The organism is Streptomyces sp. NPDC028722 (genome assembly GCF_040637655.1).
Lineage (GTDB): Bacteria > Actinomycetota > Actinomycetes > Streptomycetales > Streptomycetaceae > Streptomyces.
On record NZ_JBEZWU010000010.1, the window covers coordinates 180,612 to 204,792 of the forward strand.

The window sequence follows — 24,181 nt, forward strand, 5'->3', positions numbered from 1 at the left end:
ACATGCGGTTCGGATTCACCGAGGATCAACAACGGTTCCGGGCGGAGGTGCGCGAGGCCCTGCGCTCCGCCGAGGTGCGTGCCGCGGCGGCGGAGGCCACCGGCGCCGACGGTGTCGAGCCGGACGCGCGTCCGCTGTACCGGCTGCTCGGCAAGCTGGGCCTGCTCGCCGTGCACTGGCCCGTCGAGTTCGGCGGGGAGGGCCGTCCGCTGACCGATGCCGCGATCGTCGCCGAGGAACTGGTGCGCGCGGGAGTGCCGGACACCTTCCACGTCAACACCATCCAGATCGTCGGCCAGTTCCTGCTGATGGCGGGCAGCGACGAGCAGAAGCGCCGGTATCTGCCCGCGCTGGCACGCGGGGAGAGTTTCGCCTCGGTGCTCTACACCGAACCGGACGCGGCATCGGATCTCGGCGCGCTACGGGCCGTGGCCGAGCCCAACGGAGACGGCTACCGGATCACCGGCACGAAGGTGTTCAGCCTCAAGACACGCTTCGTCGACCTCGGGCTGTGCGCGGCCCGTACGACGCCGGGAGCCGGGAAGTACCAGGGAATCAGCTTGTTCCTGGTCGACATGGGCGCCCCCGGTGTGACCGTGTCGGTGATACCCGGCGTCAGCGACGAGCACTTCCACCGGGTGGACCTCGACTCGGTTCCGGTGCCGGGCGACGACCTCCTCGGTCCGCGCGACGAGGGGTGGCCGCTGCTCAACGAGGCACTGGCCATCGAACGCACCGGTCTCGACTACCACCTCAAGGCGGAGCACTGGCTCCAGGCCGCGCTCGACGCGCTGCTCGACGGGGACCCGGGCTCCTCGCAGGACGACCGCCTGGAGCAGCTCGGCCGCTGGTACGGCGCGCTGACCGCCGACCACGTCCTCGCCTGGGAGGTCCTCACCGGTCTCGCGTCGGACCGGGTCGACCAGGTCTCGACGGCCGTCGCCAAGTACCACAGCAGTGAACTCGCCCAGAGCATCGCGGTGTGGGCCGCCGACATCCCCAGCCCCGAGCAGCGGGCGAACCGCAGCAGGGCCGCCGTGATCCTGGACTCCGCCTACCGGGAGGCGCCCGGGCTGACGTTGTCGGCAGGGACCTCCGAGGTGATGCTCCAGATCATGGCCGCCGCCTTCGACTCCCTCGGACAGGAGGAGCACTGACATGGACCTCACCCCCGATCCGCTCGCCCTCCAGCTGCGCAAGGCGGTGCGTACGGGTCTTGCCGGCGTCCCCGCCCGGATGGAGTTGCACGGCGCACCCGTCACAGACGGAGCCCTCGGCCCCACCCGGACGGTGCTCGACGCACTGGGCGCGGCCGACTTCGAACGGCCGGCCTCCGCCGGCGGCCTGGACCTCGGCCTCACGGCCGGGGTGTTGGTCAGCGAGGAGCTCGGCCGCGCGGCCTGCGGAAACTCCTACCGGGCCGATGCGACGGCAGCCGACGTGGGCGGTCCGGCCGGCGCGGCACTGGCGGGTTGGGAAGCGCTGCCGGTCGGCAGTGGGGTCACCGCGATCCCGCGAGCGGGTGGCTGGGAGCTGACCGGCACGGTCACGGTGGACGACGTGAGCGCCGGGACACTTCTGGTGGCGACCAGGACGGGCGGCGAGCCGGTGGTCGTCGCGGTGGAGCGCGGGGCGCCGGGCTGCACCACGGAGAGCGGGTGCTGGCCACCGGTAGCCCGGTTCGATGCCACGCCGGTCACCTCGGCGGACGTGCTCGGGACTCTGGACGACTCGCCCACCGGTCCGCTCACCCGGGCGCGGCTACGGCAGGCCGCCTACCTGCTGGGCATCGCCGGCGGCGCGCACCGGGCCGCGGTGGAATACACGGGTTTCCGGCGGCAGTTCGGCAGCCGGCTGCGTGATCTGCCCGCGGTCGCGTTCCCGCTGGCGCGAGCCCTGGTGGCGCTGCGCGCGACCCGGGCGGCGGTGTACCGAGCGGCCTGGACGGTCGACGCGGAGCCGGACGCCCTCGGCACCGCGCCGGTCATGGCGCTGGCGATGGCCGCCGAGACCGCGCGCGACGTGGTGCGGGTGAGCATGCAGAGCTGCGGGGTGCGCGCCATGACGGCGGAACTGGGTCTGCACCGGTACTTCCGGCTGGCCGCGGCCGAGTCCGTCCGGTACGGCGCTCCCGCCGCGCTGTGGCGGATCGTCGGCGCCGACCGCGTCCGAGCGGCGCGGCGCGCCGCGGCCGGCACGGAGCTTCCGGCCGCGGCGACGATCCGGGCATAGGGGATCAACCGGCGCGCAGGCTGCCCGTCGACATCACCCTCTCGTCGCCGAGGGGCCGGACGGCCGAGTGGGTGAGTCCGGTGCGGAAGGCCAGTGACACCAGCTCGGCGCGGTCGCGGACGCCGAGCTTGGTCCGCACTCGGTAGAGATGGGTACGGACCGTGGCCTCACCGATGATCAGTTCGCGGGCCACCTCCTCAGTGGACATGCCCAGCGCGACCATCCTGGTCACTTCCCGTTCCCGCGCGGTCAGTTCGGTCAGCTCCGGGCACGTCACGGCCTCCTGGGGCCCCGGCTGCGCACGGAACCAGGTGACCAGGCGTTCCGCGATGTCGGGCGCGAGCATGGTCTGGCCGGCGGCTGCCGCCTGAATCGCGGTGATCAGCTCCTGCGGGCTCGCGTCCTTGCCGAGCAGACAGCTCGCGCCGGCGTGCAGTACGTCGCTCACCGTCTTGTCGGTGGTGGACGCGGTGAACACGACGACGTTGGGCGGCTCGTCCTCCTTGCCGAGTCTGCGGATCATCTCGAGGCCGGAAATGGTCTGGAGGTTCAGATCCGTGACCACGACATCGGGACGCATGGTGCGCACGAGAACGATGGCTTCCATGCCGTTGTGGGTCGTGCCGATCACGTCGATGTCCGGCACCGCGTCCAGGAGGGTCTTGAGACCGTCCGCGATCACGGGCAGCTGATCACAGATGAGCACCCGAATAGTCATGATTTCCCCCTGGTGAGGATTAGGTAGAAGCCTCGCTGTCACGAACGGGATCGCGGCGCCCCGATATCGCGAGGCACGCCCCAGAACAGTGACTCTTCCGGGTGGCTGGGCCGCAACCAGTGGTTGCGGCCCACCCGCTCAGCCGTTGCCGTTGTTGTCCGTCCCGGAAGCGGTCACGTCCGCCGGCGAGACGAAGGCGACGGTGCGCTGCTGGGACGTCCCCGGCGCGGCGGCAGCGGAGGAGACCGTGAACCCCCCCAGAAGCACTCCGAGAGCAAGGGCGGAGGCGGCGGCGATAGGGGCGAAGCGCATCAGTGAACTCCTGTGGCAGAGATGGGCCTTACGACTCCATCGATGTTCGCGATTCACCTTCCCGGCCCGTTCCCCTCCGGACACCCACCCGATCCCTCTGGCGCGGGCCACCGGAATCACGGGGCTCAGCGTGCGCTCTCCGGCACTTTCATGAGGGAGAAGAGGTTGTCCGCCGCCGCGCGGTGCTGCCGGGCCAACCGGGTATCGCCCTGGGCCTCGACGGTACGGCCGAGGCCCCACAGCGCGCATGCCTCTTCGTAGCGCAGCTCCATCCGGCAGGCGATCTCATGAGCCAGGAGCTGCTGGGCCTGCGCCGTGTCGAGGTCCCCCTGCGCGTACCGCACGCGCCCCACCGAGAGGTGCACGGTGGCACGGTGGATGTCGTCGGTGCTTCTGGTGGCCTTGGCGAGGGCGTGGTCGGCGCTGTCCGCCGCCTCGTCCGGCTCCCCCATGCGCGCCAGTACGTCGGCTCTGCGGGCGAGCACGAGCGGCAGCACCGAGGGCATGTTCATGCGCTGGCACCGCTCCAGCGCCGCGTCGGCCCAGGCGAGTGCCTCCTCGAGGCGGCCTAGACGCTCCATCGCCTGGGAGAGATTGCTCAGCGCGTCCACGGAGAGCTGTATCTCTTTGATCGAGTCGAAGATGGCCACCGCCCTCTCTGCCGACGCCGCCGCCTCGTCGAACAGTCCCAGCCGCACCTGGACCAGGCTGAGCGTGCTCAGCGACGAGCCGTCGAGCCGGGTGAAGCCGAGCTCCTGCGCTCTCGCGTTGGCCTCCTGGCACAGTTGCAGCGCGCGTTCCAGCTCACCCATGCTGTTGCATGCCTGTCCCAGCCGGGCCCGGCACTCCGCCTCGCTGTGCACGTCGGCCATCTCCCGGGACAGTTCGACGGCTTCCTCCAGCCGGGCGACGGCCTCGCTCAGCTGCCCCAGCCGCCACTTGCCCATGGCCAGATTCATCAGGTTCAGCCGGGTCAGCGACTGGTCCCCGAGCTGCCGCGACGCGCTGACCCCCTTCTCCAGCGCTGCGTTCGCGCTGGCGTCGTAGGCGCGGATACTGGAGTGGAAGCCCAACTCACGTGGCAGCCGCGCGGCATGCTGCAGCAGTCCCTCGTCGTACGCGGCGTCCACCGCCGCCAGCAGACTGTCGCGGTGCTGGTCGAGCCACTGGAGCGCCTTGTCCTTGTGACGGAACTCGTCGCGCTCCAGACCGTTCGACTCGACGTCCCCGAAACGACGCCGTCCGGGGAACAGCGTGTCGCAGGCACGTTCCGCCGAGATCAGGTAGTGATCGAGCAGTCGCCGCATCGCCTGCCCGGCCTCCGGCTCTTTCTGGCTCTGCGCGACGCGCTGCACGAAACTGCGCACCAGATCGTGCAGCGCGTACACCCCCGGCTCCCTGGCCTCCAAGAGCCGTACGTCCACGAGTTCTTCCAGCACGTCCTCGGCCGCCAGCACATCGGTGTCCAGCAGTGCGGCGGCCTCCTCGGCGTCCAGATAGCGTCCGGGGTGGTGCCCCAGCAGCCGGAAGGCCGTCTGCTGTTCCCGGGCCATGGACTGGTACGACAGCAGCAGGGCGCCCGCCACTCCCCTGCCCTCGCTGGTGAGTTCGTCCAGGCGCCGGTCGTGGTCCCGCAGCCGTTCCACGAGTCGCTGGACCGTCCACTGCGGGCGGTTCGCCAGCCGGGCGGCGGCGATCCGGACCGCCAGCGGCAGTCCACCGCACAGGCGCAGCAGCTCACGGGCCGCGGCCGGCTCCCTCTCGACGCGTTCGGCACCGAGGGCGTTGCGCAGGATCTGGTGGCTCTCCGGCTCCGGAAGGGGACCCAGGGAGAGCCATTCGGCTCCGTCCAGACCGGTCAGCCGCGGGCGGCTGGTGATCAGGACCAGGCTGTCGGACGAGGCGGGGATCAGCTCCCGCACCTGCTCCGACGCGGCAGCATTGTCCAGCACCAGGAGCATGCGACGGCCCCGCATGTACGACTGCCACCGCGCGGCGCGTCCCGCCGGCACCGTGGGCAGCTCGTCGCTGGGGATACCGGCAGCGGCGAGCAGGTCTCCTTGTGCCTGGAACGCGTTGAGCGGCGTCTGACCGGGTGTGAAGCCATGCAGGTCGATGAAGAGACTGCCGTCGGGATACAGCTCGGCCAGTTGATGGGCGGCGCGGACGGCCAGTGCCGTCTTGCCGCCGCCGCCCATGCCGTCGAGGGCCAGGACCGTCGGCGCCCCCTCAGCGGAACGCCTCGCCGCGTCGCAGACCCATTCCAACTCCGAGCTGCGGCCGGAGAAGTCGGGCACGTCGAACGGCAGCGCGTGCGGAACCTCCGTCGCCTGGTGCGGGGCACGGGCCACGGCGGGTTCGGGACGGGTGAGCAACGGGTCCTGGCGCAGGATGCGTTCGTGCAGCCGGGTCAGCTCCGCGCCGGGGTCGATGCCCAGTTCGTCCGCGAGGTACTGTCGAGCACGGGTGAACTCGTCCAGTGCAGCTGCCTGTTGGCCCGAGTGGTAGAGGGCGAGCATCAGCCGGCTGCGCAGCGTCTCGCGCAGCGGATGCTCATCCACCAGGAGACGCAGCTCACTCGTGATCTCGGCGGCCTCACCCGCGTCGATGCACAGGTCGTAGAGCTGCTCGGCGGCGGTCAGCCGCTGCTCCTCCAGCGCCGTAGAGGCTGCGTCGATCACACGGCCGCCGGAACCGGACAGCACGGGCCCCCGCCACAGCGTCAGCGCCTCACGCAACCGTGCCGCCGCGCGCTCGGTCTGCCCCGCCTCCTGTGATGCCCTGGCCTGCCGCAACAGCTGCTGGTGGCGCAGGAGGTCCAGTTGCTCGGTGTCGACGACCGCGCGGTATCCGGGTCCGTCGGTGACGATGATGTCGGGGCCGTGCGGAATGCGGCTGCGCAGTTTGGCGACCGTCTTGCGCACCTGGTGCTCGGCGCTGTCCGGCGGTTCGTCGTTCCACGCGGCCGCCACCAGACGGGAGACGGGCACGACGCGTCCCGCCTCCAGGAGCAGCATCACCAGAACGCGCCGCTGAAGAGCGCCGTTGACCGGTACGAATGCGCTGCCGCTACGGACTTCCAGGGATCCCAGAACGGCGAATTCCAATCCGGGATCCGTATCGTCTTCTATGTCACTCGATGTCGCGGCCCGCACCTTATCCTCCCCCGTTCAGCGATGAGATGGGACGCACGCCACAGAGGGTAGATCATGTCACGGAGCACACGCACCAGGCATGTCGGATCTCGCTTCTCCCCCCTCTGCCTCCGCGTCGCGCAGAAGGAGAACACACTTACCCGGCGCGCGTCACCGGGCGGTTGGCCGGATTTCGGTGACGAGATCCTGTCGCGCCTTGGCGACTCGTTCGCGGGTGACCTCCGGTGTACTCCCCTCCACGACCACGTAGGCGCGCCGGGCGCGCGGATCTCCGATTGACGCGATCCAGTCGCCGGCCGAGTACGGGAAGCGCGCTCCCCGGACCCAGGGGGTCACGGCGATGTCCTCCGTGCCGGTGTATGTCTCCAGCCGCCCTTCGGGCAGCAGCATGAAACCGAGTTCCGCGTACTGGGAGGCCTTCGGCACGACCGGGCGGTCGCCCAGGAGGGCCGTGAACATCGCCGCCTCCAGGTCGAACCCGCGCGCGATCTCGATGAGCAGGGGGATGCGGTCGGCACCCAGGTGCGGGCGGCAGGACACGATCCGCGGCCCGAAGGGCAGCAGCGCCACCTCCGTGTGAGCCGGGCCGAAGCGGTATCCGCTCGCCGTCAGCCGCTCCTCGACCACCGCGGAGATGATCTTTTGTTCGTCGTCGGTCAACGGCGCCGGATGAAGGTAACCCATCACGACGAAGTCCGGTGGGCCCGTGGTGCGTTGAGCCGTCATCCCCACCACGTGATGGGTCCCGTTCACGGTCAGCGTCTCGACGCTCACCCTGGGAGCCTCCGCGGGAGCCCGGTCTCCTTCTTCCCAGGACTGGAGCCGTTCGTACACCGCCGGGGGGTTCGGAGACAGACCCAGCTGCGACGCCTCCCGGACCACCGGCAGGACGGAACTGCCGTGTCCGCAGTGCAGCACGGCGTCGATGTCATGGCGCCGCGCGGTCCGGGCGACGGTATCGCGCAGTCCGGCCTCGTCCGTGAAGTCGGTGAGCAGCAGTTCCTCGGAGACCGCTTCGAGGCGCGGCGCGAACTCGACCTCCAGCTCCGACTCGTCCCACAGCGACCAGATACGGAGCCCCTGCTCGGCTCCTTTGCGCACGAGCTGGTGACTGGGCATCACCAGGAGCAGCCTGAGCTGCGAACTTCTCGGGGTGTATGCACACATACGGCCACTGTGCCGTGCGGTCTTCCCTCTCTGGTCCCCTTCCCTTCCCCCCTGCGGCAATCTCGGCCACCGGCTCGGTGCCGAGGCGACAGGGGTGCGGCTCCAGCCGAGAGTGGCACAGGTGGCTCGGTGACGAGTAAGCGAGATGCGCAGCCGCGGAGGAGGAAGGTCAACGCCACGCGTACCGGCGGTTGAACCTGTCGCGGACGCGCGGAGTGACCGAGTTCCGTAGCGTCCGTTGTACTCGCCGGGGCGGCCGGTCCAAGTCGCCCCCGTACCACCGGCGATGACACGTCGGTCGACATAAAAAACCTGGCGGTGAGATGTCCGAAAACCAGTGGGACGGTGTTGCCGTCCATCACTACCTTGATGCCGAGCCACGTCGTCTAGCCAAGGACACGCCGTTGTACACCGTGTGAAGTCTCCCGAGCGCTGATTCGTCGCGCGTCGCGCCTTTGCGCCGCGCTTCTTTTTGCTGCGAGCTTCTCACTTGAACAGGTGTCCTTCCGTGCTCGAAAACTGGGTAGTCGAACCCGTCTGTCTTCCGCTCATCCGCCGCCGTTGCCACGTGTGTGCGTCCGACAGCTTCCGGACAAGCGGCAAGTTCCGCGTCAACGCGAACCACAAACTCATCGACGTCTGGCTCCTCGCGCTCTGTACCGGTTGCGGGGAGACCACGAAGCTCACGGTCATGGAGCGGATGAACGTGCGCTCCGTACGACCCGAGTTGCTGGACCGACTGCATGACAACGACCGCCTCCTGGCGGCTGAGCTGCTCCAGGACCCGGTCGTGCGGCGACACAATCGCATCGCCCTCGACTGGGACAACGCCTGGCGTCTCGACACCGGCGGATCGAGTCACCTGGACCGCGACGTGATCGACGTGTCGGTCCGCTTCGCGGCGCGGATCCCCGTCCGGCCGGTGCGACTGATCGCTGAAGGCTGCGCTCTTTCACGGGCCGCGGTCGAGAAACTGATCACGGACGGAAGACTCGTTTCGTCGGTCCGGCTGAGCGGCAAGCTCTCCGGCGACTTCGCCTTCACGCTCAAGCGCTGAACCCTGTCGCCACCAGGCGCCTGTCCGGCAAAGTCCGCCGGGCAGGCCCTGGAAGGCTGGTGGATGCGCGTCCGCGAGGAGTTCCGTCGGCCGAGCTGAAGCGCGAGCAGAACCGCGGGTCAGGGGCGTTTCATCGGCTTTCCCGGCAACCACCGGACGCACCGAGCGTCGAATGAGCGTCACGGTCGACGGAAGGGCCCCCGCCGTACATCTGCCGTCCTCACTGTTCGAGGACGGCATGGCCGCGTGAGCTTCGGTCGCCGCCAGGACCGGTCGTCCGTTCCGTCCATGGTCCGATGCGGGGCCGCGATCCGGCACAGGGCCGCGGATGTGAGACCACGAGCATGCTCATACAGTTCGTGACCGCCCTCGGTGTCCTGGCGGCGCTGACCATGGTGCCCGGACCGGACATGGCCGTCGTGACCAAGCGGGCCGTCGCCTCCGGCTGGCGGGACGGGCTCCGGACAGTGGGTGGCAACTGGCTGGGCGCCCGGGTGGTGACCTACCTCGGGCCGAACGCAACGGCGGCTACGCGACATACACCGTGGCGTCGGCCGACGCCCTGCACCACGTCCCGGACGGCGTGGCCGACGCCACCGCGGTCGCCATGATCGGAACGGGTCGTACCGCGGTCGGCGTGGGCCGTCGACTACACGTCGGCCGACTGGGAACGACACCTCGCTGAGGCTCTCAGGGGCAAAGCGTCCACCGTCGTATTCGACGGGGTGGGGGGTCGCCTGGGCCGGGGCGCCGCGGAGTCGCTGGGGCCGGGGGGCAGGCACCTGTACTACGGCTGGGCGTCCGACGAGGGGTCCCGCCGACTACGTGGCCCGGCGCGCGGAGCTGGGCTGGCAGGACCCGGGTCCAGCGGCTGCGCGGCAGGCCGGCCGCCACGGCCTTCTCGGCCTGGTTGCATCCGGAACCCTCCCAGGGACGCGAGCACGATCCGACCGGGCGGACCCGCTGCACCAACGAGTGTCGACGGGAGCATCCACACTGAGTGGTACGACGAACAGGCAAGCGCGGGCGCGGCTACGGCTGTCACTCCTCCCCAACGGGGCGACCAGCACGGGAATGTGGGACCCGAAGGCCTTGCGCAGGCGCTTTCGTGCGGCGCCCGAGTTCGTGCACCCCGCCGCCGTGGGGACGACGGCGGGGTGCACGGTTCACGGTTCTGGCGACGAGTAGCCCGCGGACGAACGAGCGGGCTCAACCGCTTGTCCTCCGCGCGACGGGCCGCGCGCCCGCTTCCGGTCGGAGGGCCGTCAGCCGTCGGTCACTTGGCCAGGAAGGCGAGGAGGGCCTGGGTGACTTCCTGGGCGTGGGTCCACAGCAGACCGTGGGGGGCGCCGTCGATGATGACGTAGTCGGCCTGCGGGAGTGCCTGGTGGAAGAGGTCACCGGTGGCCTTGATGGGCAGGATGCGGTCGGCGGTGCCGTGCAGGATCAGTGCCGGGACGTCGATCTTGGGCAGGTCGGCACGGAAGTCGGTGGACCAGGTCGCCACGCAGGCCAGGGAGGCGTACGCGGAGGCTCCGGCGGCGACGTTCCAGCTGTTGCGGACGGCTTCCTCGCTGATGCGGGTGCCGAGGTTCTCGTCGAGGTTGTAGAAGTCCTGGTAGAACGCGGTGAAGTAGGCGTAGCGGTCGGCGGTGACAGCCTCTTCGATACCCTCGAAGATGGTGCCGTCGACGCCGCCGGGGTTGTCGTCCGTCTTGAGCAGGAAAGGCTCGAGGGAGGCCAGGAAGGCGGCCTTGGCGATCCGGGCGGAGCCGTAGGTGCCCAGGTAGCGGCCGACCTCGCCGGTGCCCATGGAGAAGCCGATCAGCACCACGTCGTTGAGGTCGAGGGTCTCCAGGACCGTGTGCAGATCAGCGGCGAAGGTGTCGTAGTCATAGCCGGTGGTGGGCTGGCTCGAGCGGCCGAAGCCGCGCCGGTCGTAGGTGATCACGCGGTAGCCGGCCGACAACAGGGCGGCGGACTGCTTCTCCCAGGAGTGACCGTCGAGCGGATAGCCGTGGATCAGTACGACCGGCTGCCCGGTGCCGTGGTCCTCGTAGTACAGCTCGATGCTGGTCGAGTTCTCCTGGCCGACGGTGATGTACGCCATGGTGGTTACTGCCCTTCGCTGGGATATGTGTCTGGTGGTGCGGTGCCCGAGTGGGCGTGACGGTGAGGTCGTGTGATGAGGCGACAGGACGGAGCCGTCGGTCAGCGGACCGTGCGGGCCGCCTGCTCCACGATGCGGGTGACGGCCTCCGGGCGGGACACGGAGACCGCGTGGGATGCGTCGACGGTCGTGACGTGGGCCTCGGCGCGGGCCGACATGTAACGCTGGGCGGCCACTGGGATGTTGAGATCCTCGGTAGTGACCAACGACCAGGAGGGGATCGTCTTCCAGGCGGCTTCCGTCGACTTCTCCTCCAGCGCCGCGGCAGCGATCGGACGCTGTCCTGCTGCCATGAGCCTGGCCTTGGCCACCGGCACGTCCGCGGCGAACTGGTGGCGGAACTTCTCCTGCTTGATGTACACGTCTGTGCCCTGACCACCGTCGGGCAGCGTGTAGTTGACGGACTCGATCGCCTGGCCGAGGGTGCTGCCGGGGAACTTGTTCGTCAGCCCGAGTGAGCTCTCGCCCGTGTCGGGCAGGAACGCGGCGATGTAGACCAGCGCCTTCACCTTGCCCTCCAGGCCCACGGCGGCCTGGCTGATGACGGTACCGCCGTAGGAGTGACCGACCAGGACGACGGGCCCGTCGATGTGCTGGACAACGCTGCGCAGGTAAGCGGCATCGGTCGCAGGACCACGCAGCGGATTGGCGGCGGACACAACGGGGTAGCCCGCACGCTGCAGCCGGGTGACGACACCGTCCCAGCTCGCGGCGTCGGCGAACGCCCCGTGCTCCAGCACGATCGTCGGGCGTATCGGATGGTGGGACGCCGCTCCGGCTGTGCCCGGCAGAGTGACGGCGGCCAGGGACACCCCTGCGGCCGCTGTGACACCGAGCAGGGCGGATCTGCGGCTCGGGCGGGTGATGCGCATCTGTGTATCCATTCCCTTGGCAGTCGGCCCCCGTCGGGCCGTACTCGCGAGGTGGTCCGGTGCGTTCGAGGTGCGAGGCACCGCGCTTCCTACGGACGACCGAGTCGGTGTGCGTTCCGTCTGCGCCAGTGACCTGCGCGTCCGGGACAGGTTGAGGGGTGACGCGCCGCAGCGGCCACGAGAGCGGCTGCCGAGCGGCGGCTCCGCCCGGTCTCGGAGCACCACCCGCCCCCGGCTGCCGGGGGCGGGTGTCACGCGTCCTGTCCTACGAGGAAAGGAGGGGATCGGTTCACCCCGAGAACGGGCTGCTCGTGCGCGGGCACCGAACCTGACCGTGGGCACACGTTGTCCGGCCGCTGCCTGGTGAGGTCGGGCCGGTGACGGTGCGCATGCCGTGGGCGTCACACTTCGTGATGGTCCCGGCCACTCACCCGCGGTCCTGGTCTTGCGCCCGTTCTCGGAGCGCTGATCAGCGCTCTGGTCATCGGTTGGTGCGCCCTCGCACCGCGCCGGCACGACCGGCGAACGGCACGTTGACGTGCAACCGGTGAGTCACCGCTCCGCTCATGGCGCTTCCGGGGCCGACCGGGTGGGCCTCAGCCGGTGGAGTCCAGGACTTCGTAGACATGCCTGACATAGCTGTGGGTGCGCTCCGAGCCGAGGATCCCGTCGCCCAGCCGGTTCATCGTGTACGAGAACGTGACGCGCCGATCGAGGTCCATCATGACAATCGAACCGCCCCGGCCGACCCAGAAACAGACTCTCCCGGTGGGCATGTGCGGCATCGTCCTCGCATCGGCGAGCGCGAAGCCGAGGCCCCAGCGCACGGGAACGCCCAGGAACAGGTCGATCCCGTCGGCTTGTACGTCGAGGGCCTTCTCGACCGATTCCGCGGAGAGGAGCTGCAGACCGTTCACCTCGCCGCGCCGTGAGATCACGGAGAGGGCCCGGGCCATGCCTCGCGCATTGCCGTGTCCGTTGACGGCTCCGAGTTCAGCACGGCGCCACTGCGGGGTGTCGACGTGTTCGTCCCGGGCGGGGCTTCCGAGCAGCGTCTTGGTGAAGATCCCTTCGGGATCGAGTCCGTCGGGTATTCCGGAGAGTGGCGCCGGAGCCACCAGCTCGGCGATACGCGGCCAGTCGGCCTCACGCGCACCGATCTGGACATCGGCTTGCGACGGTTTGGCGATCTCGGTGTCGACGAACTCGGTCAGGGTACGTCCACTGACCCGCCGGACAAGCTCTCCCACCAGCTGCCCCTGAGTCTGTACGTGGTAGCCCGAGGCACTGCCCGGCTCCCACCAGGGCGCCTGCGCCGCCAGCCGGGCGCTCGCGGTCGGCCAGTCGTACAGGTCGTCGATGGTGAAGGGCTGCTGCCAGCCGGAGAGCCCCGAGGTGTGTGCCAGGACATGCCGCACTTCGATGTCCTGCTTGCCCTGAGCAGCGAATTCGGGCCAGTAGTACGCGACCGGGCGACGCAGGTCCAGTGCCCCCCGGTCGACGAGGACGAGGGCCGCCAGACTGCTGAGGGTTTTGGTGGTCGACCACAGGCTGACCAACGTGTCCCGGTGCCACGGAACGGTCCGCGCTCGGTCGGCGTGCCCACCCCACAGATCGACTTCCATGACTCCGTCGACATCGACGGCGATCGACGCCCCCAGCTCCTCGCCGGACTCCAGGTGCGCTGCCAGCGCCGCTCGGACCGGTTCGAACCGGGGGGTGCTCATTCCTTCGACCATGACCATGTCTTTTCCCACTCCTGACGACGACCGTTCGCCCCCTCAACGGAATGAAAGTCACGCTGGTTCACGCTTTTTCGCGGGTGGGGACGTCGGGACGGGCCCCTGGGGCAGGAGGCCGTCTGCGGGGATCGCCTGCGTGGGGGGCTCGGTCCCACCGTGCGACACCGTCCTTCGGAACAGAGGTCGTGGCAGCAGGCGAGCGGCCCCCTGTCTGACGGCGGCCGCACTCACGGCGAAGGCGGAGCTTCGGCCCGGCGCCGGCGACAGCGAAGGGCCGGGGGTACCGCGTTCCGAAGGGCCGGGGTCACCGCGTTCCTGTCCCGTGCCGCCGCTTTCGGCCTCGCCCACTGGAACCGCCCGAACGTCTCGACGGCGACGACTAACCCCAGGAACCCGCGGTGCCCCATGTCGGCGGCGAGGACGCTCTGCCGTCGCGTCGCAGACGGAGTCATGGCGCCCGGCGTCCCCTGATAATGTCCTGTCTGATCTGCGGGAAACGGACAACGGGGTCCTCGCCGCTCCGATCACCCGCACCGCCCCGACCCGGCGGACATGCCACCGTGCCGCTGCGCGGGTCCCCGGAGCACCGGCGCCCCATGTGGGTCACCGCGGGAGTGGATCACGCGCATGTCCGCGGGCCATGGTCATGTGCGTGCCCCCGGCGGTGGCGCCGCCGAGCAGGATTCCGGGTGGGTACGGTGACAGCTGTGGAACAGGGTCTCGACTTCGGACTGCTGGGTCCGCTGGTGGTACGGCGGGCGGACGCGGTACTCGATCCGGGCCGGCGCAGGCAGCGGCTGCTGCTGATCCGCCTGCTGGTCGCCGACGGCCGGGCGGTCTCTCCGCAGACGTTGTGCGACGAACTGTGGCCACAGCAGCCAGGACGGAACCCGAGCGGAGCGATGGGCTCCCTGCACGCTCATGTCAGCAAGGTACGCGCGGTCCTCGAACCCCGGCACCTGCGCCGACAGGGCGCCTTCGAGGTGCTGGTCACCGATCCACTGGGCTACGCCCTGCGCGTGCCGCCCGAGAGCCGTGACACCGTGCGTTTCGAGCGGGCCCTGGCCCAGGCCCACAGGTTCATGGACCAGGGGCGGCCCGAACGCGTCGTGGAAGAGGCGGGCAAAGCCCTGGAGATGTGGCGCGGCAGCGCGTTCGCCGACGCCGCGCACCACCTGTTCGCCGTCCATGAGGCCGCACGCCTGGAAGAACTACGGCAGACCACCCGCGAGATCCGCACCACCGCCCTGCTCATGCAAGGACGGATCACCGAGGCCCTGGACGCGGCGCAGGGAATGACCGCAGAACACCCTCTGCGGGAAACCGGCTGGGCACTGCTGCTGCGTGCCCTGTACCTCGCCGGCCGGCACCCCGAAGCGCTTCAGCGTTACACCGACCTGCGCCGGCACCTCGCTGACGAACTCGGCCTCGAACCCGGCCCCTCCCTGCGCGCCCTGCACCACGGCATCCTCCAACACGACCTGCCGCCCCTCCACCCGGCCGATGAGCTGAACGGATTCGGCACCACGTCCGTCCCCGGCGGGGGTACCGGGCACCGCCGTGCCCCGGTCTCGCCGGCCCGGTCCGGAGGGCTGGACGAGGACGCAGCGACAGCGGCCGGTCCGTCCGATGCCAGTCGCGACCCGGCAGCCGCCGCCGAGGGGGCCACGCCGCCGCCTCTGGCGCGTCCAGCCCAACTGCCGCGCGCTCTTCCTGTGTACGTGGGGCGGGCGGCCGAGGGTGCATGGCTGTCGGCCATGAGTGCTGCACCGGACGGTCCCGACCCGACCGCTGCCCCTGTCTTCGTCATCAGCGGTGCTCCTGGTGTCGGCAAGACCACCTTCGTCGTCCACCACTCCCACGGCATCGCCTCCTCCTTCCCCGATGGGCAGCTTTTCGTCAACCTGTGCGGATTCCACCCTCACGCACCCGCCGTCGAACCCGGCGACGCCCTGCACGGCTTCCTCACCGCCCTCGGCGTTCCCGCCCAGCGCATCCCCGAGGGCACCCCCGGCCGTAGCACCCTTTTCCGCAGTCTCCTCGCCGACCGGCAGGTCCTCCTCGTCCTGGACAACGCCCGTGACGAGCAACAGGTGCGCCCTCTGCTCCCCGGCGGAGCGGGCTGCCTCACCCTGATCACCAGCCGTAACCGACTCCCCGGTCTGATCACCACTGACGGTGCCAAACCCCTCTCCCTGCCGCTGCCCTCGCAGACGGAGGCCCGTCAAGCCCTCGAGCGACGCCTGGGAACCGAACGACTGGCTGATGAGCCCGCCGCCGCAGCCGACATCATCCGCCTGTGCGGACGGCTCCCCCTGGCCATGGCCGTGGTCGCCGCCCGCGCCGAACTCGATCCCTCTTTCCCCCTTCACGCCATAGCGGACGACCTGCGACACGCCCACGGCGGCCTCGAAGCGTTCACCGGCTTCGACAGCTCCACCGACGTACGCGCCGTCTTCTCCTGGTCCTATCAGTCCCTGGACGAGTCCACCGCCCGGCTCTTCCGTTTCCTGGCCCTCCACCCCGGTCCGCACATCACCGCTCCCGCCGCCGCCGGCCTGGCCGGCCTTTCCCTCCCCCGAACCCGCCGTGCACTCGCCGGCCTGGTCAGTTCCTGCCTGGTGGAACAGCCGCGGCCCGGCCGCTACAGCCTGCACGACCTCCTGCGGGGCTACGCCACCGAGCTCACCCACACCCACGACAGCGCCCAGGAACGCCACCACGCCACTCTCCGGTCCCTGGACCACTACATGTTCACCGCCTACGAGGCCAACCAACTCCTCAAACAGGACACCTCGTCCGATCTCGACCTCGGTACACCCGTCCCAGGGGCCGCCCCGGAGAACCTCACCACCATCCAGCAGGCGACCCGATGGCTCACCGCCGAACACCGCGTACTGACCGGTCTGCTCCACACCGCCGTCAGCCAGAGGCTGGACCACCACACCACCGGGCTGGCCTGGTCACTCAAGGAGTATCTCAACCGCCAGGAATTCTGGCCCGAAGCCATCACCGCGCTGACCCCCGCCCTCGAAGTGGCCCGACGCCGTAACAACCGCCTCGAAGAAGGCCGTTGCCTACGCCACCTCGGCGGCATCCACGGCTATCTCGGCCACCAGGAGCAGGCTCTCCAGCACCTGCAACAGGCCACCACGATCTTCGAGGAGCTCGACGCGACCGGTGAGCAGGCCCGAGCCCACTACGTCACGGCGTGTGCGCTGTTCCTGTTCGGCCGGACCCAGGAGGCCGTGGCATCCTCCGAGCGGGGGCTGGAGCTGTCCCGGGAGACTGGTGAGGAGTTGTGGCTGGCCGAGTGTCTCATCGAGCTCGCCTGGTTCCACTCCAACCTGGGGCATCTCGAGAAGAGCCTTCTGTACAGCGAGGAGGGCATCGCCCTGTTCCAGCGGCTGGACGCGCCGTGGCAGCTGGCCCAGGCCTGGGACGTTCTGGGCCACAACCTCCGCATGCTCGGCCGTTACGAACAGTCGGTGGCCATCTACCAGCAGGCGACGCGCGCGTTCGAAGAACTGGGTGACCACCGGAACGCCATCGGCACACGGATGCGACTCGGCGACACGCGGCTGGCCATGGGCGACCGGAAAGGGGCACGAGCGGACTGGGTACACGCCCTCGACGGCGCCGACGAGCGCGCCATGCCCCACAGCGCTCAGCAGGTCCGCGACCGGCTCACCGCTCTGGACATGGACGCGGACCCCACGCCCACCGTGCCGGAGAGGGCCGAGGGAAGCCACCGGCTCCCAACGCCGCGGAGTGGTGACTCCGCGCGTCAGGACTCCGAGCGGGACGGTTCGTCGGACGGTCACTCGTCCGCCATCTGCTGAGCTCCAGCGGGCGTACGAGGTTTCTCCCGCGGTCCCGGACCGTTCGGGCCGCTTGGCCGGAGCGTCCGGGACCGTCACCAGCCCCGTGATACCCCATGGCGCATCTGTAGCCCTCGTGCGGGTACATGCAGACGGTGCGGTTGGCCCGGTTCCGGACTCGGTCGTTCATGCACCTGCCCGAATTCGGTGTGCTGTTCAGACTTGAGGAGAAACGGCCTTCATACGCGCTGTGCCGCCAGACACAGAAGTGCCCTGAGGGACACCGGCTGTAGTGAGCCTGCGCCGACGGGGCGCTGAACGTCACCAGGACACCGTCCGGCACCGCTCCGGACAGCAGGACCCGGCGAAGCCGTGAACCGGCCACAGGTGTTCCCCCTTCATCTCGACACCGGCGAGAACGCCGGGGGCATGGTGGATGGAAAAGACACCCGGAAGGCGCGGCGGAGCGTCCGCCGCCGAACCGAGAGCCGTGATCTTCGAATGCGTGTCTCTTTCCTGTGAACGACCGGGACAGGGGGGCGGTTCACCTCGTTCTGCGGACGATGACGGGTGCTGCAGAGAACTGGTCGTCATGGAGGCCGTCGGCACCGGGGCGGGAGCGGGCACCCGGCTGCGCGGCCCCGACGCACGGCGGCGTCACAGACGCGCCGGGTCAGCGGATCCGCAGATGCGGCATCGCGTTGAGTCCCTCGCTCTGGCGAGGGCCCGGTTGCCTGCGCACGATGCTTCGGTGGTTGCCGAGCATCACCCGCCGGCCTCCGACCTCCGCCTGGCCCTTGTCGCTCTCACCCGCAGGCACGACAAGGAAACGACAAGGCTTGGCTAAGGGCTTCCCACGAGTGTTGAGCCACTCGCCCGCAGGTGCGGTAGAGCACGCCATAGAACACTTGAACAGGAATGGGCACCACCCATGAACAGGATCATGGAAGCGGGGACCACCGCCCTCGCTCCGGCTCGGGCGCACGCGTGGCCCGTCGCATCGGAGACCGACTGCGATGCCTTCGTCCGAGACATCTACGATCAGTACGGGCTTCTGATCGTGCGGTACGCCACGCGGTTGCTGGACGGCGACTGGCACAAGGCCGAGGACGTTCTCCAGGAGACCGCGGCCCGCGCCTGGAAGCACGCCCGGTTCCTGGGCGCCCGCGGCGAGCACATCCGGCCGTGGCTCTTCACCGTGGCGAGGAACCTCGTCATCGACCACCATCGAGCCCGGCGGATCAGGCCGCTGGAACTCATGCCGGCCGAGGACCTGGACACCTCCTGGGACAGCACGGAATCAACGATCACCTCCCATGTGGTCCTGAAGGCCCTGCGCGAACTGAACGAGCAGCAGCGAACCGTCATCCGCCTCATGTACCACCTGGAATGCAGCGTCGCCCAGACGGCCGAGCACCTCGGCATCCCGCCCGGTACGGTCAAGAGCCGTGCCTTCTACGCTGTGCGGGCACTGCGTAAGGCGCTGCGGAAGCAGGGTGTTTTCGGGGAATAGTCACGGACTGTGGAACCGTCCGCGCCCTCCGCCGGGTCTGCCTCCGGCCCTCCGTCTGTGCTTTCTCCCACGTCGCCGGTGCGCGGAGCGATCGACCACGCAACGGCACTTCACCGATGTGTCCCTGGGGGCCTCTCGACCATCGACCTGCACGACCTCGAGGGGATGCGACGGCCGACACGCCGACCACTGAGCGAACGGTGTCAGACCGTGCGACGCGGCCCCTGCTGCCCGAATCGACCCAACGCCGGCCCGGGCGAAGCAGACCTTCCCGCCGGAGTGACGCCGTGGCGGTCGGCTCGGAGAGAGATCGCGCGGCACTCGTCATCTCGCGGCGGGAAATCTGAACCTTCCGAGGGCTGTGACCGTCCACAGCCTGGAAGCCGTCGGCGCAGCCGATACAGACGTCTGCCGCTCAGGCTCACGATCGACCAAGTGAACGTCACATGAGCGTCAGGGCCGTGGGCCATTTTCCGTCTCGTCGGAGGGCCCCTTCGTGCGCACGGAGCGTCGAACGGGCGTCACGCCCAAGGGCCGCGTCCTGGTCGGTCATTGCCGGGGATTTCAGAACCCCTGCCAGTACGGCCAGCCGCTTGGCCTCCACGGCCCAGTGGCCGGACCGCCCGATGAGCGAAGCGGTCAGTTGTCGGGTTTCTTCTTCGAGCGCCAAGGGGCGGCGGCTTAAGTGGGGCGATCGCCGGCCTCCATCTGCTGGGCGTACACGGCGTTCGTCACGAGCTCGCGCGCGTATGCGGCGTCCAGTCGGCCAGGGCGGAAGAGGATGCGGTACATGATCGGGGCCACGACACGGTCGATCAGCAGTTCCGTCCCGGGCACCGCCTCCCCCCGCTGCACCGCACGGGCCAACACGGCATCGATCTGCTCTGCGGCATACGCCGAACACTGACCGGCATTGGTTCCGTCGGGGTCGCCGAGCAGGGCGTCCCGGATGTAGGCGCGCCCGGGCGGCGAGGCCATCTCGTCGAGGAACTGTTCCGCCCACGCGTCGAGATCGGCCCGCAGGCTTCCGAGATCGGCCGGATCCGTTTCCGGGCGCAGTCGTTCGACGGCCACGTCGGACAGGAGTTCCTGCAGGTCGCCCCAACGACGGTAGATCGTGGAGGGGGTCACGCCCGCCCGAGTGGCCACCATCGGGACCGTCAGCGCGTCGCGACCCACCTCCCCTACGAGTTCACGTACCGCCGTATGGACGGACTCCTGTACGCGTGCGCTGCGCCCGCCGGGGCGGGCCATGGGCTTGGGACTCATGCGATCCACCTTAATGCGATTTTGTTGCTTCTAGGCGGTGGCCGGCGTCGGCGACCCGCGGGGCCCTGTCCGGGCGCCCGAGCACGGCGGACGCCCCTGCATCGACGCGACCGCATGCCGGCCGGAACGTCCGCCTTCCCTCAGGCAGCGAGGGGAGCAAGCCGCCCCGCGCCGGCCACCGACTCCTCGTGGACCCGGCCCACACGGAGCACCGTCGCATCGTGGAAGGGGCGCGCCATCAGCTGCATACCGATCGGCAGTCCGGCTCGGTCGTGACCGACCGGCAGCGTGAGGGCCGGGACGCCGGTGATGTTGGCTGGGGCACAGAGGCGGACGTAGCTGTCCGACACGGCCTCGGTCGTGCCATCGGCCCACTCGACGGCTTCCTGCCCCGCCTCGACGGCGGTCATCGGCACCGTCGGCGCGGCGAGGACGTCGATTCCGTCGAACATGCGAGCCCAGGCGTCTCGCATCATGGTGCGGGCCCGCTGGGCGCGGAGGTAGTCGCCCGCAGAGGTGAGTTCGCCGGCCTCCAGCAGGATGCGAACGTCCGCCGCGTACAGGTCGGGGGTGGCCCGCAGCGACCGCTCGTGGTAGGCGGTGGCCTCGGGAACCATCAGCCCCCACTGAACGGCCTGGATGTAACGCGCCATCGGGATCTCGACGTCGACGAGCTCCGCCCCCAGCTCCGCCAGCCGCTCGATCGCGCCGCGTACGGACTCCTCGACCTCGGGCGTGACCCGGTCGAAGTAGTGGTTGCGCGGTACGCCGACCTTCAGTCCTCGCAGGTCGCCCCCCGGGAAGCGGTCCAGCATCGGGCCGGACACGCTCGCCGGGTCGCGCGGGTCGTGGCCGGCGGTCGCCGACAGCACCAGCGCGGCGTCCTGGACGGTGCGGGTGAGGGGGCCCACGTGGTCCAGGGACCAGGACAGCGAGGTCACGCCTGTGCGTGGGACCAGGCCGTAGGTCGGCTTGAGGCCCACCACGCCGTTCAGGGCCGCGGGGACCCGGATGGAACCGCCCGTGTCCGTGCCCATGGCGAACGTCGCCCCGCCGGCGGCGACAGCTACCGCCGAGCCGCCGCTCGACCCGCCCGCAACCCGGCTGTGGTCCCAGGCGTTGTTTGTCTGCGGAGTGGTCAGGCCGTAGGCGAACTCGTGCGTGTGCGTCTTGCCCAGGAGGACGGCCCCGGCGGCGCCGAGCCGTTCAGCCACCCGGCTGTCGCGTTCCGCCACGTGCCCTGCCCGGACGTGCGAGCTCGCCGTGGTGGGTATCCCCTCTGCGTCGATCAGATCCTTGAGCGCCATGGGGATCCCGTGCAGCGGCCCGCGCGGTCCGCTTCCAGAGATCTCCCGTTCGGCGCGGACCGCTGCGGCCAGGGCCTCGTCGGCGGCGACGGTGACGTAGGCGCCCAGCCGTCCTTCGACGGCGGCAATACGGGCAAGCACCGATTCGGTGAGTTCGACGGGGGAGAGCTCCCGTGCGCGCACCGCACGGGAGGCTTCGGTCAGCGACAGCTCAAACGGTTGCATCGGCGTTCCCCTGTCCGGCTCGGTAGAAGGACGCGGGAGGGGTCTCGCCGAAATCGAGCTCGCGCAACGTGCTGATCACGGAGTGGATGTAGTTGGCCGTCATGGCCACGCCTTCGTGTCGGCCGTCCCCGAGGGAGAGCCCCGCTCGCACCAACCCTCGGGCTGCCTCCTGGGGGGTGAGTTCGCTGGTCATGGCTTCCTTCCGGATCTGTGCGGCGCGGCGGGCCGGGGCTGGTACAGGACCTCCGACCACCGTAAAAGCGAATCGTTTGCTTTAGTCGACCGTAGGGCCTACGGTGCCTTAAAGCAAACCAATCGCTTTTAGCACGGGAAGGACCCTCATGCAGAGCGTCCCCGCGGGCCTCGCGCCTCCCCGCACCTCCCCATCCGGACGCCTGCCGTTCGCCTTGCACGCCTCGATCCTGATCGCGCTGCTCGCCGCATCCAGCGCACCGACCCCGCTGTACCCCCACTACCAGGCTCAGTGGCAGTTGTCGTCCCTCGACATCACCGTGGTCTTCAGCGCCTACGCTCTGGCGCTCCTGATCGCACTGCTGACGACCGGAACCCTTTCCGACCATGTCGGACGCCGCCCCGTGCTCCTGGGCGCGCTCGCGGTCCAGGTGTCCTCCATGGCACTGTTCGCGACGGCCGGCGGCCTGACCACCCTGATCGGCGCCCGCGTGCTGCAGGGCATCGCGACCGGCGCGGCGACCGGCGCAGCAGGTGCGGCTCTCCTCGACCTGGAAGACCCCGCCCGGCCGGGTCGCCCCGCTCTGGCCAACAGCGTCGCGCCGGTGACGGGCATGGCGGCCGGCGTCCTGGCAGCCACCCTCATGGTGCGCTTCGCCCCCGTTCCGACGATCACGGTGTACGCGACCCTGATCGCCGTGTTCGCCGCGCAGGCCATCGCCCTCGTCTCGACGTCCGAGACCGTCCGCCGCCGTCCCGGAGCACTGCGCTCGACGCGGCCCCACCTGGCGCTGTCGTCGGCGGCCGCCCACGCTCTCCTGCTCAACGGCGCCGGCGTCGTCGCCGTCTGGGCACTCGGCGGCCTCTACTCGTCCCTGGGACCGGGCTTCACACGGCTCATCTCCCCCGGCGGACCCGAATACGCCGGCGGCATGGTCTTCTTCACGCTGACGGCCGTCGCCGCCCCGACGGTGTACTTCACGCGCAGGATGCGTGCCGACGTCTCCGCTCTTCTCGGGAGCTGTGCGGTGATTCCGGCGGCTGTCCTGACCCTGGGTGCCCTCTATCTCGCCGGCCCCGTACTTCTCTTCGCCGGGGCGGCGCTGGCCGGGTTCGGCTTCGGAGCCGTCTCCCAGGGTGCGCTGCGCGCGGTCGTCGACTCGGTCCCGGCCCGGGAGAAGGGCGGCACGCTCGCCTCCTATTACGTACTCAGCTACCTCGCGATGAGTCTGCCCGCCATCGGCGCCGGCGCCCTCACCGCCGGCTTCGGGCTGCGTGCGGCAGCACTGGCCTATGCCGGCTGCGTGGCCGTACTGGCGACCGTCGCAGTCGCGACGCTGACCGCGCCGCTGCGCAGTCGGCGCCGGACGCCGTCCCCGGACGCCCGCTCCTGCCCGGCAGCGAGCAACTACACATCCGCCTGACCCGATACACCTGCTCCCGACATCTCCGTCCTCGCGCCCCATGACGGGTAAGGAAGGTCGCCGTGTTCACCTCATCGCAAACGACCAAGGCCTCTACTCCCCCCATCTCTTCCTGGACGGTGGGCAACCACACCGTGCGACGCATCGACGAAGTGGTCCTGCCCGCCCGGACCGGTCCGTGGCTGCTGCCCGGGGCAACCACCGACCTCGTGAGCCGGACTCCCTGGCTGAGCCCCGAATTCGCCGACGAACAAGGCGTCCTGCGCCTGGCGAGTCACAGCTTCGCCGTCGAGGTGGACGGCATGCGGGTGCTGGTGGACACCGGCATCGGAAACGGGAAGCGGCGCGCCAACCCCGCCTGGCACAACCTGAACAGCGACTACGAAGCACGGCTGCGGGCGGCGGGCTTCGCGCCGGAGAGCGTTGACGTCGTGGTCCTGACCCACCTCCACGCCGACCACGTGGGGTGGAACACGCGTGCCGAGGGCGACGCCTGGGTGCCCACCTTCCCGAACGCGCGCTATCTCACCTCACGCACCGAGTGGGACTACTGGGCGGGTGTCGACATGGAGGAGGCCCGTCGGCAGATGTTCCGGGACTCGGTCCATCCCGTCCGGGAAGCAGGTCTGTTCGACCTCATCGATGTCGCGGACGAGGGCACGGACGTCGCGCCGGGCATCCGTCTGCTGCCCACCCCCGGCCACACACCGGGGCAGGTAGCGGTGGAACTGAGCAGCCGTGGCGAGACCGCATTGGTCACCGGCGACAGCATCCACCACCCGGTCCAGATGGCGCATCCGGAGCTCTGCAGTTGTGTGGACGTCGCTCCCGAACTCGCGGCCAGGACCCGGAATCAGGTGCTCGGCTCAGTGGCCGGTACGTCGACTCTCCTGCTTGGGAGCCACTTCCCGCCGCCGACCGCCGGACACGTGCTACGAGAGGACGGCGGGTACCGACTCGTCCCGGCTCCCTCAGGAGTCACGCCCAGCAGCGGCTGAAGCGGAC

17 protein-coding genes and 2 pseudogenes are annotated in these 24,181 nt (G+C 69.8%); 8 read left to right on the forward strand and 11 right to left on the reverse strand.

Annotated features, from left to right (window positions below):
* Positions 1–2 precede the first annotated feature (2 nt).
* Positions 3–1,157: an acyl-CoA dehydrogenase family protein gene (locus tag AB0F03_RS18425; RefSeq protein ID WP_361992641.1), complete on the forward strand. Its 1,155-nt coding sequence runs from the start codon at positions 3–5 to the stop codon at positions 1,155–1,157.
* Between the two features lies 1 nt (position 1,158).
* Positions 1,159–2,232, forward strand: a complete 1,074-nt coding sequence (locus AB0F03_RS18430; protein WP_361992644.1) for an acyl-CoA dehydrogenase family protein — start codon at positions 1,159–1,161, stop codon at positions 2,230–2,232.
* Positions 2,233–2,236: 4 nt separating this feature from the next.
* On the opposite strand, the gene AB0F03_RS18435 is transcribed toward AB0F03_RS18430, so the two are convergent.
* From AB0F03_RS18435 to AB0F03_RS18450, 4 genes are all read right to left on the reverse strand, one after another.
* The gene (locus AB0F03_RS18435; protein ID WP_361992647.1) at positions 2,237–2,950 is read right to left on the reverse strand and encodes a response regulator transcription factor; all 714 of its coding nucleotides are present in this window, start codon (positions 2,948–2,950) and stop codon (positions 2,237–2,239) included.
* 138 nt (positions 2,951–3,088) lie between these two features.
* The gene (locus AB0F03_RS18440; RefSeq protein ID WP_361992650.1) at positions 3,089–3,262 is read right to left on the reverse strand and encodes a hypothetical protein; all 174 of its coding nucleotides are present in this window, start codon (positions 3,260–3,262) and stop codon (positions 3,089–3,091) included.
* A gap of 125 nt (positions 3,263–3,387) precedes the next feature.
* Positions 3,388–6,369 carry a BTAD domain-containing putative transcriptional regulator gene (locus tag AB0F03_RS18445; protein WP_361992653.1) on the reverse strand — a complete coding sequence of 994 codons (2,982 nt, stop codon included), beginning with the start codon at positions 6,367–6,369 and terminating at the stop codon, positions 3,388–3,390.
* A gap of 198 nt (positions 6,370–6,567) precedes the next feature.
* On the reverse strand, positions 6,568–7,584 hold the full coding sequence (locus AB0F03_RS18450; RefSeq protein WP_361992656.1) for a phosphoribosylglycinamide synthetase: 1,017 nt from the start codon (positions 7,582–7,584) through the stop codon (positions 6,568–6,570).
* 508 nt (positions 7,585–8,092) lie between these two features.
* Here AB0F03_RS18450 and AB0F03_RS18455 point away from each other — a divergent pair.
* Together AB0F03_RS18455 and AB0F03_RS18460 are read left to right on the forward strand one after the other, a co-directional pair.
* On the forward strand, positions 8,093–8,641 hold the full coding sequence (locus AB0F03_RS18455; RefSeq protein WP_361992659.1) for a DUF1062 domain-containing protein: 549 nt from the start codon (positions 8,093–8,095) through the stop codon (positions 8,639–8,641).
* 344 nt (positions 8,642–8,985) lie between these two features.
* Positions 8,986–9,117: pseudogene (locus tag AB0F03_RS18460) on the forward strand (LysE family translocator); the annotation flags it as partial.
* Positions 9,118–9,917: 800 nt separating this feature from the next.
* Here the strand turns inward: AB0F03_RS18460 and AB0F03_RS18465 are convergent.
* The 3 genes from AB0F03_RS18465 to AB0F03_RS18475 form a co-directional block, all read right to left on the reverse strand.
* Entirely contained in the window at positions 9,918–10,751 is an 834-nt protein-coding gene (locus tag AB0F03_RS18465; protein WP_361992662.1) for an alpha/beta hydrolase, read from the reverse strand.
* 101 nt (positions 10,752–10,852) lie between these two features.
* Positions 10,853–11,683 carry an alpha/beta hydrolase gene (locus AB0F03_RS18470; protein WP_361992664.1) on the reverse strand — a complete coding sequence of 277 codons (831 nt, stop codon included), beginning with the start codon at positions 11,681–11,683 and terminating at the stop codon, positions 10,853–10,855.
* A gap of 596 nt (positions 11,684–12,279) precedes the next feature.
* On the reverse strand, positions 12,280–13,428 hold the full coding sequence (locus AB0F03_RS18475) for a serine hydrolase domain-containing protein (protein ID WP_361992667.1): 1,149 nt from the start codon (positions 13,426–13,428) through the stop codon (positions 12,280–12,282).
* 704 nt (positions 13,429–14,132) lie between these two features.
* Here AB0F03_RS18475 and AB0F03_RS18480 point away from each other — a divergent pair.
* A complete protein-coding gene (locus tag AB0F03_RS18480; protein WP_361992670.1) occupies positions 14,133–17,267 on the forward strand; it encodes a BTAD domain-containing putative transcriptional regulator in 3,135 nt (1,044 codons plus the stop codon).
* A 118-nt stretch (positions 17,268–17,385) separates the two neighbouring features.
* Here AB0F03_RS18480 and AB0F03_RS18485 read toward each other — a convergent pair.
* Positions 17,386–17,631, reverse strand: a pseudogene (locus AB0F03_RS18485) (peptidase inhibitor family I36 protein); the annotation flags it as partial.
* Positions 17,632–18,177: 546 nt separating this feature from the next.
* Between AB0F03_RS18485 and AB0F03_RS18490 the strand changes: the two are divergent.
* Positions 18,178–18,759 carry a sigma-70 family RNA polymerase sigma factor gene (locus tag AB0F03_RS18490; protein WP_361992673.1) on the forward strand — a complete coding sequence of 194 codons (582 nt, stop codon included), beginning with the start codon at positions 18,178–18,180 and terminating at the stop codon, positions 18,757–18,759.
* Between the two features lie 681 nt (positions 18,760–19,440).
* On the opposite strand, the gene AB0F03_RS18495 is transcribed toward AB0F03_RS18490, so the two are convergent.
* The 3 genes from AB0F03_RS18495 to AB0F03_RS18505 form a co-directional block, all read right to left on the reverse strand.
* Positions 19,441–20,028, reverse strand: a complete 588-nt coding sequence (locus AB0F03_RS18495) for a TetR/AcrR family transcriptional regulator (RefSeq protein WP_361992676.1) — start codon at positions 20,026–20,028, stop codon at positions 19,441–19,443.
* 140 nt (positions 20,029–20,168) lie between these two features.
* Entirely contained in the window at positions 20,169–21,560 is a 1,392-nt protein-coding gene (locus AB0F03_RS18500; RefSeq protein ID WP_361992679.1) for an amidase, read from the reverse strand.
* Entirely contained in the window at positions 21,547–21,753 is a 207-nt protein-coding gene (locus tag AB0F03_RS18505) for a hypothetical protein (RefSeq protein WP_361992682.1), read from the reverse strand. The genes AB0F03_RS18500 and AB0F03_RS18505 overlap by 14 nt, the downstream gene beginning before the upstream one ends.
* Before the next feature lie 148 nt (positions 21,754–21,901).
* Here AB0F03_RS18505 and AB0F03_RS18510 point away from each other — a divergent pair, with 148 nt between their 5' ends.
* Together AB0F03_RS18510 and AB0F03_RS18515 are read left to right on the forward strand one after the other, a co-directional pair.
* Entirely contained in the window at positions 21,902–23,176 is a 1,275-nt protein-coding gene (locus tag AB0F03_RS18510) for an MFS transporter (RefSeq protein ID WP_361992684.1), read from the forward strand.
* 119 nt (positions 23,177–23,295) lie between these two features.
* Positions 23,296–24,174, forward strand: coding sequence for an MBL fold metallo-hydrolase (locus AB0F03_RS18515; RefSeq protein ID WP_361992687.1), 879 nt, complete (start codon positions 23,296–23,298; stop codon positions 24,172–24,174).
* Positions 24,175–24,181: the final 7 nt, after the last annotated feature.

Coding starts and splice junctions, on each gene's coding strand:
- AB0F03_RS18470 (WP_361992664.1), bottom strand. CDS start 11,683: ATGCGCATCACCCGCCCGAGCCGCAGATCCGCCCTGCTCGGTGTCACA.
- AB0F03_RS18505 (WP_361992682.1), bottom strand. CDS start 21,753: ATGACCAGCGAACTCACCCCCCAGGAGGCAGCCCGAGGGTTGGTGCGA.
- AB0F03_RS18430 (WP_361992644.1), top strand. CDS start 1,159: ATGGACCTCACCCCCGATCCGCTCGCCCTCCAGCTGCGCAAGGCGGTG.
- AB0F03_RS18425 (WP_361992641.1), top strand. CDS start 3: ATGCGGTTCGGATTCACCGAGGATCAACAACGGTTCCGGGCGGAGGTG.
- AB0F03_RS18465 (WP_361992662.1), bottom strand. CDS start 10,751: ATGGCGTACATCACCGTCGGCCAGGAGAACTCGACCAGCATCGAGCTG.
- AB0F03_RS18490 (WP_361992673.1), top strand. CDS start 18,178: ATGAACAGGATCATGGAAGCGGGGACCACCGCCCTCGCTCCGGCTCGG.
- AB0F03_RS18495 (WP_361992676.1), bottom strand. CDS start 20,028: ATGAGTCCCAAGCCCATGGCCCGCCCCGGCGGGCGCAGCGCACGCGTA.
- AB0F03_RS18435 (WP_361992647.1), bottom strand. CDS start 2,950: ATGACTATTCGGGTGCTCATCTGTGATCAGCTGCCCGTGATCGCGGAC.
- AB0F03_RS18450 (WP_361992656.1), bottom strand. CDS start 7,584: ATGTGTGCATACACCCCGAGAAGTTCGCAGCTCAGGCTGCTCCTGGTG.
- AB0F03_RS18510 (WP_361992684.1), top strand. CDS start 21,902: ATGCAGAGCGTCCCCGCGGGCCTCGCGCCTCCCCGCACCTCCCCATCC.
- AB0F03_RS18440 (WP_361992650.1), bottom strand. CDS start 3,262: ATGCGCTTCGCCCCTATCGCCGCCGCCTCCGCCCTTGCTCTCGGAGTG.
- AB0F03_RS18500 (WP_361992679.1), bottom strand. CDS start 21,560: ATGCAACCGTTTGAGCTGTCGCTGACCGAAGCCTCCCGTGCGGTGCGC.
- AB0F03_RS18475 (WP_361992667.1), bottom strand. CDS start 13,428: ATGGTCATGGTCGAAGGAATGAGCACCCCCCGGTTCGAACCGGTCCGA.